Source organism: uncultured Pseudacidovorax sp. (genome assembly GCF_913773995.1).
Lineage (GTDB): Bacteria > Pseudomonadota > Gammaproteobacteria > Burkholderiales > Burkholderiaceae_C > Xenophilus.
This window is the reverse complement of sequence record NZ_CAJYES010000051.1, coordinates 1-9094: the sequence shown is the minus strand read 5'-3', so window position 1 is coordinate 9094 and position 9094 is coordinate 1. Positions and strand designations below refer to the sequence as shown.

Sequence of the window (9094 nt, the reverse complement as noted above, 5' to 3'; positions counted from 1 at the left end):
CTTCTTTCCGCGCTTCTTCGGCCGCTTACATGGCATTGACAAGGGTCGGCGACCATCGCTTCACCAACAACCGACAGGAAGCAAGGAGTCGTGATGAACAAGTTGACCATGGCCTTCTCGGCAGGTGCGCTGGCGCTGGCCGGACTCGCCGTCCCGGCCCTCGCGCAAGCCAGCGGCCCGAGCATCCAGGCGCAGGTGTACCTGGGTGGCCCGCCGCCAGCACCCGCGTATGTGCCGGTGCCCGCCCCCGTGTACTACCCGCCGCCGCCGCGCCAATACTATGGCCCCCCGCCGCGGTATTACGGCCCGCCGCCGCACCACTACCATCGTCCACCGCACCACCGTCGGGGCTGGGGCGATGCCGACCGGGACGGCGTGCCCAACCGCTATGACCGCCGGCCGCACAACCCCTACCGCTACTGACGGTTCAACGGTCTGACCGAAGCGCCACCCCACCCAGGGTGGCGTTTTCGCGTCCGGGCCAGCGCGGCCAGCCCACCCGGCCGAACCAGGCGCCGCCCGCGATGCTCCAGGCGATGACGAGGCCGTAGACGACCAGCGCTGCGGCCTGCGCCGCGAACACCTGCGCCAGCGTCCCACCCGAGGCCACCACGACCAGGCCGCCGACGCCCGCCACCAGCAGGCGCAGCAGGTTGCCCAGCACCGGCCACATCAGCCGGCCCGCGCCCTGCGAGGCGAAGTACAGCACCAGCCCGACGCCGAAGAATCCGTAGAACGGCCCCACTGCACGCAGGTAAGACGTCCCCGCCTCCAGCATCGCCGGGTCCTGGCCGAACAGGCGCAGCCAGGCGAGCGGCCAGAGGGCGGCGGCCAGGCCGATCACGGTCGTCATGGCGAAGGCCAGCGCGGCACCGACGCCGGCTGCGCGCAGCGCGCGCTCGGGGCGGCCGGCGCCCATGCTCGTGCCCACCATCGCCACCAGCGGCGCACCCAGGCCGAAGACCAGCGGCACCAGCAGGTACTCCAGCCGCGCACCGGTGCCGTAACCGGCAATGGCACCCGCCCCCCAGTGGCCGGCCAAACCGGTGGCGATGCCGATGCTGAGGTTGGTTGCCGCCGTGGAGACCGCACCCAGCAAGCCCACGCGCAGCACGCCGCGCATCAGCGGCCAGTTGAGTTGCGCCTGCGACCACGCGGGCTGCAGCAGGCTGCGCCGGGACCGCAGATACAGCGCCAGCGCCACCGTGCCCCCCAGGTAGTACAGCAGCAGCGCAATGGCCCCGCCTGCGATGCCCAGCGGCGGGATCGGCCCCCAACCCGAAATCAGCATCGGCGACAGAGGCACCGCGACCACCACACCCACGATGGTCACCAGCGCCGGCAATGCCATGTTGCCTGTGCCGCGCACCACGGCCGCCAGCGAGTTGAACAACCACACCAGCACAGCACCGCCGAACACCCAGTGCGAATAGGTCAGCGCCGCGGCCAGCACCGGGCCCTCCCCGCCCATGCGGGCGTAAAGCCAGCCGCCGGCCAGCCACATCGCTGCCGTGCAGGCAACGCCGAATCCGAGCGCGATGGCCACCGCCTGCCACACCAGCCGATGCGCGTCTTCCCGCCGGCCCGCACCCAGGGCACGCGCAATGGCGGAGGCGATGCCGCCCCCCATGGCGCCCGCCGACGTCATCTGCATCAGCATCACCAGCGGGAAGACCAGCGCCATGCCAGCCAGCGCATCGGTGCCGAGCCGGCCGACGAAGTAGGTCTCGACCAGGCCGATGGCCGCCTGCGCGAACATGACCGCGATGTTGGGCACGGCCAGGCGCAGCAGCGTGGGCGTGATGGGGCCTTCCAGCAGCATTCGGGTGCGCGGGTCGAGCCGGGGTGGCGCTGAGGTCATGGCAAGGTCCTGAAAGCGGGCATGCGGCGGCGCCGCCGCTTGGGGCGGCACCCGTGCCACGAAGGAAAGTGAAGGAAAGCGCTGCCTCAGGCCGGCGCCATGGCGCGCGCGGGTGGCGACTCGCGGATCGGCAGGTTGACCAGCGCCGCGCCAGCGGCCAGCGCGATGTCGATCCACCACATGAGGTCATAGCTGCCGGTGCGCTCGAACACCCAACCACCCATCCAGGCGCCCAGGAAGCCGCCGATCTGGTGCGACAGCATCACGAGGCCGAAGAGCATGGCCATGTTGGCCGGCCCGAACATCTTGGCCACCAGCCCCGCGGTGGGCGGCACGGTGGAAAGAAAGCTCACCCCCATCACCGCCGCAAACACCAGCATCACCGCCACCGTCTTGGGCACCAGCAGGAAGACCAGCACCGCCACCGCGCGCGTCGCATACACCAGCGACAACAGCGACTTCATGCGCCAGCGCCCGACGGCCCAACCCATGGCCAGGCTGCCGACGATGTTGAACAGGCCGATCACCGCCAGCGACCAGCCGCCCACCGCCGGCGGCAGGCCACAGGCCGCCACCACACTGGGCAGATGCGTGGCCAGAAAGGCGACGTGGAAACCGCAGACCAGAAAGCCCGCCGCGAGGTAGCGGTAACTGGGCGTGGCCAGGGCCTGGCCGATGGCCTCGCGCACCGTCAGGGCCCGCGGCCCGCCGGCGGCCGCCTGCTGCGCCACGAGCGCGCGCGAGTTGCCGCGCAGCACCCAGGCTGCCGGCAAGGCCAGCAGCACCAGCACGCCCAGCCACTGCATCGACGCCGCCCAGCCCACCGCGGCCGTCAGGCCGATGGCCACCGGCGCCAGCGCGAACTGGCCGAAGGAGCCACCGGCATTCACCACGCCGGTGGCCAGTCCGCGCCGCGCCGGCGGCACCAGACGCATGGTCGCGCCCATCATGACAGACGGCCCGGCCATGCCGGCACCGCCTGCTGCCAGGACGCCCACGGCCAGGATCAACCCCAGCGTGCTCGTCATGTAGGGCGTGATGAAGGTGCCGATGGCCACCAGCACCACACCCAGCAAGACGGTGCGCGCGGTACCGACGCGGTCAGCCAGCGCACCGGCGAAGGGCTGGGTCAGCCCCCACCACAGCTGGCCGAAGGCGAAGGCCAGGCTGATGCTGCCCAGCCCGAGGTGCGTGGCGGTGTTGAGCGAGGGCAGGTACAGGCCCATGGTCTGGCGTACGCCCATCGTCAGCGCGAAGGTGCCGGCGGCGGCCAGCAGCACCAGCCAGAGCGCGGGCAGGCGCGCCGCGCCGGTGGCGGATGTCGAATCACTCATGCTCTTCTCCTTCATCGGCATCGCCGTCCTCGTTGGCGCGCAGCAGGTCGATGGCCTCGTCGAGCAGCCCATGCAGGGCCAGCACCCGCTCCAGGCCCATCACTTCGTTCAGCCGTTCCTGGGCGGCACGCCAGCGGCGCTGCGCCTCGGCCCGCTTGTCGCGGCCGGCGTCGGTGATGTGCAGCAGCCGGCTGCGCGCATCGGGCCCCTCGGCCTGCTCGATCCAGCCGGCGGCCAGCAAGGGCTGCAGGTTGCGCGTCAGCGTCGAGGCGGTGAGACCCATCGCGCGCGCCAGGTCGACCGGGCGCAGCGGCCCCAGCTTGAGCACATGCGACAGCAGCGAGTACTGCGTGGTCTTGAGGCCGACCTGCGCCAGCTCGGCGTCGTACAGGCGCGAAACGCGCCGCCCCAGCTGGCGCAGCTTGAAGTTGGTGCAGCCCTGCGGCTTGGCGATGGTGGTCATGACCTATGATTGTATCTGCAACTATTGCATATGCAATCAAAGGAGATGCGATGAGCGAGAGCACGAATGAATTGCAGCGCTGGCTGGACGACGAGGCCACCGTGCGCGCCCGCCTGGATGCCGGTGCCGGCCCCGGCGTGGCACGGCCCGAGCAGGTGATGGGCCGCAGCGGCCTGGAGGTGATGCAGGCCATGCTCGCCGGCGAACTGCCCTACGCCGAGATCGCCCGTACGCTGGACTTCGTGCTGATCGAGGCGGAGGCCGGGCGCGCGGTCTTCCAGGGTCAGCCTCAGGCGCAGCACCTCAACCCGCTGGGCACGGTGCACGGCGGCTGGTTCGCCACCCTGCTCGACTCCGCCCTCGGCTGCGCGGTGCACACCAGCCTTCCCGCCGGTCGCAGCTACACGACCGCGGAGCTGGGCATCAACATGGTCCGCGCCATCACGCCGCAGGTGCCGCGCGTGCGGGCCATCGGCCAGGTGATCCACTGCGGCCGTCAGCTGGCCACGGCCGAGGCACGGCTCGTGGGGCCCGACGGCACGCTCTACGCGCATGCCACGACCACCTGCCTGGTGTTCGACCTGCGTTCGCGCTGAACTCAGCGCCGGAGCAACCCGACGTTCCATCCAGGTTTGATGAAGACGCCGCAGGCCGGCGTTGATAATGCTTCTCAGCCCGCAAGCACAACAACGATGAGAAGCGCGGCGCCCGTCGACCGACCGGTCTGACCTTTTCGAAAAACCTGGAGTGGGAATCCCAATGAATGCATCGATCGCGCCCCGTGGCGCCTGGGCGCGCCGCGCCTTGCTTGCCGGCCTCGTCGGCACCGCAGCCGTCGCTGCGCAGGCCCAGGGCGAAGTCACCGTCTACACCACCCGCGAGCCCGGCCTGATCCAGCCGCTGCTGGCCGCCTTCACGCAGCAGACGCAGATCCAGGTCAAGACCGTGTTCGTCAAGGACGGCCTGGTCGAGCGGGTCAAGGCCGAGGGCCAGCGCTCGCCGGCCGATGTGCTGATGACGGTGGACGTGGGCAACCTGCTGGACCTCGTCGAGGCCAGCACCACGCAGCCTGTGCAGTCGGCCGCGCTGAATGCCGCCATTCCGGCCAACCTGCGCGGCAGCGACGGCCAGTGGTATGCCCTGTCGATGCGCGCCCGCGTGCTGTATGCGGACAAGGGCCTGAAGCTGCCCACCTTCCGCTACGAGGACCTGGCCGATGCCAAGTGGAAGGGCAAGGTCTGCATCCGCGCCGGCCAGCATCCCTACAACACGGCCCTGGTGGCGGCCATGATCGCCCACCATGGCGAGGCCAAGACCGAGCAGTGGCTCAGCGGCGTCAAGGCCAACCTGGCGCGCAAGCCTACCGGCGGCGATCGCGACGTGGCCAGAGACATCCTGGGCGGCATCTGCGACGTGGGCCTGGCCAATTCCTACTACGTGGGCCAGATGAAGGGCTCCAAGGAAGGCAGCGACGCCCGCAAGTGGGGCGATGGCATCCAGGTCGTGCGGCCCGTGTTCGGCGGCACGCAGCCGGGCGGCACGCACGTCAACATCAGCGGTGCTGCGGTGGCCAAGCATGCGCCGCAGAAGGCCAATGCGGTCAAGCTGCTGGAGTTCCTGGTCTCCGAGCCCGCGCAGGCCATGTACGCCCAGGCCAACTACGAGTACCCGGTCCGCAAGGGTGTGGCGCTCGACCCGATCATCGGCCAGACGATCGGCGAGCTGAAGGTCGATCCGCTGCCGCTGACCGAGATCGCCAAGCACCGCAAGCAGGCCAGCCTGCTGGTGGACAAGGTTGGCTTCGACAAGTAAGCCGCTGCGCTTCGTGCCCTTGATGCGCCGCCCCGCGGGCCTGCGTCCCGTCGGGCGGCTTTGGCATGCGGCCACGGTCGCCATCGCGCTGGGCGTGCTGGCGCCCGTGGCCAGCCTCGTCTGGCTGGCCCTGGACGCCGACCTGACGCACTGGACGCACCTGGCCACCCATGTGCTGCCCGAGGCCGCGCTCAACACCGCGTTGCTGCTCACGGGCGTTGGCGCCCTCACGCTGCTGGTGGGCACCGGCTGCGCCTGGCTGGTGGCCACCTGCGACTTTCCGGGCCATCGCTGGCTGCAATGGGCGCTGCTGCTGCCGCTGGCCATGCCGACCTACATCGTGGCCTTCGCCTACCTCGACCTGCTGCATCCGCTCGGGCCGGTGCAGGGCGCCATCCGCTGGGCCCTTGGCTACGACAGCCCGCGGCAGTTCCGCCTGCCCGACCTGCGGTCCATGGGCGGCGCCATCCTCGTGCTGGGCATGGTGCTGTACCCCTATGTCTACATGACGGCGCGGGCGATGTTCGTGACCCAGCCCTTGCACCTGATGGAAGCCGCGCGCCTGCTGGGCGAAGGCCGCTGGGGCGCCTTCCGGCACGTGGCGCTGCCGCTGGCCCGCCCGGCCCTGGCGGTGGGGCTGAGCCTGGCGCTGCTGGAGACGCTCAACGACATCGGCGCCTCGGAGTTCCTTGGCGTCAACACGCTCACCGTGGCGGTCTACACCACCTGGATCACCCGCTCCGACCTGGCCGGCGCCGCACAGATCGCCATCGCCATGCTGCTCATGGTGGTCGCGCTGGTCCTGCTGGAGCGCCACGGCCGCCGACACCAGCGCTTTGGCTCCGCGCAGCGCATGCGCGCGGTGACGCCCCGGCGCCTGCGGGGGCCGGCTGCTCTTGCCGCCACGCTGGCCGCGCTTCTGCCGGTGCTGATCGGCTTCGTGGCGCCCGCCGCCTACCTGGTGTGGGAAACCATCAAGCGCCTGCGGCTGGGCGGCGGCGTCTCGCCCGCGCTCATCGGCAGCCTGGGCAACACGCTGGCCGTGGCGCTGGGCGTGACGGTGCTGGCCGTGGCCGCCGGGCTGGTGGTGGCCTGGGCCACGCGGCAGCCGCCCGGTGCGCTGACGCCGCGCCGCTGGCCCGCACGCGCCGCCAGCCTGGGCTATGCGCTGCCCGGCACCGTGCTGGCCATCGGCCTGCTCACGCCGGCGCTTGCGGCCGATGCCGGCGTTGCCACGCTCTTCGGCCTGCCCGGACTTCCGCTGATGAGCTTGGGCGTGGTGCTGGTGGTGGCCTGCACCATCCGCTTCCTGGCCATGCCGGTGGGCGGCATCGAGGCCGGGCTGTCGCGCATTCCAGCTACCCTCGAACAGGCCTCGCGCCTGCTGGGCGAAAGCCCGCTGGGCACGCTGCGCCGCGTGCACCTGCCGCTGCTGCGGCCTGCCCTCTCGGCCGGCGCGCTGCTGGTCTTCGTGGACGCCATGAAGGAGCTGCCCGCCACGCTGCTGCTGCGCCCCGCCGACTTCGACACTCTGGCCACCTGGCTTTATGCCGAGGCCGCCCGCGGCACCTACGAGGAAGGCGCCATCGCCGCTCTGCTGATCGTGCTGGCCGGCCTGCTGCCCGTGGCCCTGCTCGCCCGCACGCCCGTCAGCGGCGGCGCGGTGCAGGCCGACGACATCACGCCGCACCCATGACCGCTGCCGACCTGCACATCGACAACCTCCGCCTCGGCTACGACACGCCACGCGGCCTCCACACCGTGGTGGACGGCTTCTCGCTGACGCTCGAGGGCGGTCACATCGGCTGCCTGCTGGGCCCCTCGGGCTGCGGCAAGACCACGGTGCTGCGGGCCGTGGCCGGCTTCGAGCCGGTGCGCGGCGGGCACATCCGGCTCGGCGGGCAACTGCTCTCCGGACCGGGCGTGCATCTGGCGCCGGAGCGGCGGCAGGTGGGCATGGTGTTCCAGGAATACGCGCTCTTTCCCCACCTCACGGCTGCGCAGAACGTGGTCTTCGGCCTGCGAAAGCAACCGAGGCCTGCGCAGGAAGAGCGCGTGCGCGAACTGCTGGGCGTGGTGGGCCTGGCCGAGGCGGCCGGCCGCTATCCGCATGAACTGTCCGGCGGCCAGCAGCAACGCATCGCCCTGGCCCGCGCACTGGCGCCCGCGCCCGCGCTGCTCCTGATGGACGAGCCCTTCTCCAACCTCGACGGCGCCACCCGCCAGCACCTAACGGTGCAGGTGCGCGACATCCTGCGGGCCGCGGGACAGACCGCCATCCTCGTCACGCACCACGAGGCCGAGGCCCACACCATGGCCGACCGCATCGGCGTGATGCACAACGGCCGGCTGGCGCAATGGCGGGAGATGGCGCGGCCCGACTGAGCGCCGGCGGTGACAGCGGGCTTTTGCGGCGAGCCGCGACGAGGAATCGCCCACACGGGAGAATCCGCGGTTTCGTTCCTCACCCCACGACACCATGCGACTGCTGCACACCATGCTGCGCGTTGGCAACCTCCAGCGCTCCATCGACTTCTACACCCAGGTACTGGGCATGAACCTGCTGCGCACCAGCGAGAACCCCGAATACAAGTACAGCCTGGCCTTCCTCGGCTTCGGCAACGGCAATCCCGATCAGGCCGAGATCGAGCTGACCTACAACTGGGGCACCGACAGCTACGAGATGGGCACGGCCTACGGCCACATCGCCCTGGGCGTGCCGAATGCCTACGCCGCCTGCGACAAGATCAAGGCGGCCGGTGGCAACGTGACGCGCGAGCCGGGTCCGGTGAAGGGCGGCACGACGGTCATCGCGTTCGTGACGGATCCGGATGGGTACAAGATTGAACTGATCCAGCGCAAAGACGACGACGGAGCAGGCCAAGGCCTGCGCTGAGCAGGCACAGGTAGAAAAGGGGCGGCTCAGAGGGTTCGGTCGCGCCCCGCCTTACTGCAGGCTTTGTCAATCGCCGATGCCGATCCGTCACCGGAGTTGACATTGCGTAGCCCGGTAGACGCCGCTGCGCGGGGCCCACTGAATGTTGTGACAAATGCCCTGGGTTGGCTGCTACGCGCCCGCTATGTTCAGAGGCTTTGTATCTTCTGCCTGCTTCTATCCATGCCTGCCAAAGAAACCCGCGCCGAAACCCTCATCAGTGCTGCAAAGATCGTTCTCATCTTCTCCGGATTGACCTGCATGGGAATTCTGCTGAGCTATCTGGTCAGCACCTTCGGCTGATCGCCCGCCGTCTCCAGCGGCACGCCCCGCAGGCTCAGGCCACGGTCTCCGGGGGGCCGCTCACCAGCCGCCACAGCGACTCCGCCAGCTCCGACATTGCCGCGGGCTGGCGGTACAGCCGGATTTCCACCGGCACCCGCCAGTCCCCACCACCCGCATCCACCAACGCGCCGCTGCGCAGCTCGTCTTGCACCAGGCTGGCCGGCAACCAGGCCACGCCCTTGCCCTCGCGGACCATGGCCTTGAGCAGGATGGCGTGGTGGGCGGTGAAGACGATGGCGGCCCGCGGCTCGATGGCGGCCTGCGCCTCGTCGCCGAACAGCTCCCGCAGCTGCGCACGCAGGATGCGGCCGAGGCCTGAAGCCTCACTATAAGCCAGTACGGGC

Annotated in this window: 10 protein-coding genes; 6 read left to right on the top strand and 4 right to left on the bottom strand. The window is 70.4% G+C overall.

What is annotated here, in order from left to right; genetic code table 11:
• Nucleotides 1-93 precede the first annotated feature (93 nt).
• Entirely contained in the window at nucleotides 94-423 is a 330-nt protein-coding gene (locus QZ772_RS04795) for a hypothetical protein (protein WP_295523562.1), read from the top strand.
• A 4-nt stretch (nucleotides 424-427) separates the two neighbouring features.
• Here QZ772_RS04795 and QZ772_RS04790 read toward each other — a convergent pair whose 3' ends face one another.
• The 3 genes from QZ772_RS04790 to QZ772_RS04780 form a co-directional block, all read right to left on the bottom strand.
• A complete protein-coding gene (locus tag QZ772_RS04790; RefSeq protein WP_295523560.1) occupies nucleotides 428-1861 on the bottom strand; it encodes an MATE family efflux transporter in 1434 nt (477 codons plus the stop codon).
• Nucleotides 1862-1947: 86 nt separating this feature from the next.
• A complete protein-coding gene (locus QZ772_RS04785; protein WP_295523558.1) occupies nucleotides 1948-3195 on the bottom strand; it encodes an MFS transporter in 1248 nt (415 codons plus the stop codon).
• On the bottom strand, nucleotides 3188-3658 hold the full coding sequence (locus tag QZ772_RS04780; protein WP_295523556.1) for a MarR family winged helix-turn-helix transcriptional regulator: 471 nt from the start codon (nucleotides 3656-3658) through the stop codon (nucleotides 3188-3190). The genes QZ772_RS04785 and QZ772_RS04780 overlap by 8 nt, the downstream gene beginning before the upstream one ends.
• 50 nt (nucleotides 3659-3708) lie before the next feature.
• Between QZ772_RS04780 and QZ772_RS04775 the strand changes: the two genes are divergently transcribed.
• The 5 genes from QZ772_RS04775 to gloA all read left to right on the top strand — a co-directional run bounded on the left by QZ772_RS04775 (nucleotide 3709) and on the right by gloA (nucleotide 8366).
• Nucleotides 3709-4254, top strand: a complete 546-nt coding sequence (locus QZ772_RS04775; protein ID WP_295523554.1) for a PaaI family thioesterase — start codon at nucleotides 3709-3711, stop codon at nucleotides 4252-4254.
• A gap of 163 nt (nucleotides 4255-4417) precedes the next feature.
• Nucleotides 4418-5470, top strand: coding sequence for a Fe(3+) ABC transporter substrate-binding protein (locus QZ772_RS04770; RefSeq protein ID WP_295523552.1), 1053 nt, complete (start codon nucleotides 4418-4420; stop codon nucleotides 5468-5470).
• Between the two features lie 22 nt (nucleotides 5471-5492).
• On the top strand, nucleotides 5493-7166 hold the full coding sequence (locus QZ772_RS04765; RefSeq protein WP_295523564.1) for an iron ABC transporter permease: 1674 nt from the start codon (nucleotides 5493-5495) through the stop codon (nucleotides 7164-7166).
• Entirely contained in the window at nucleotides 7163-7855 is a 693-nt protein-coding gene (locus tag QZ772_RS04760) for an ABC transporter ATP-binding protein (protein WP_295523550.1), read from the top strand. Before QZ772_RS04765 ends, QZ772_RS04760 begins: the two co-directional genes overlap by 4 nt.
• A gap of 94 nt (nucleotides 7856-7949) precedes the next feature.
• Nucleotides 7950-8366 (top strand): lactoylglutathione lyase, encoded by a 417-nt coding sequence (gene gloA, locus QZ772_RS04755; RefSeq protein ID WP_295523548.1) that lies wholly within the window; start codon nucleotides 7950-7952, stop codon nucleotides 8364-8366.
• 376 nt (nucleotides 8367-8742) lie between these two features.
• Here gloA and QZ772_RS04750 read toward each other — a convergent pair.
• Nucleotides 8743-9094, bottom strand: a 352-nt coding sequence (locus tag QZ772_RS04750) for a LysR substrate-binding domain-containing protein (RefSeq protein WP_295523547.1), incomplete at its 5' end; no start/stop codon positions are given.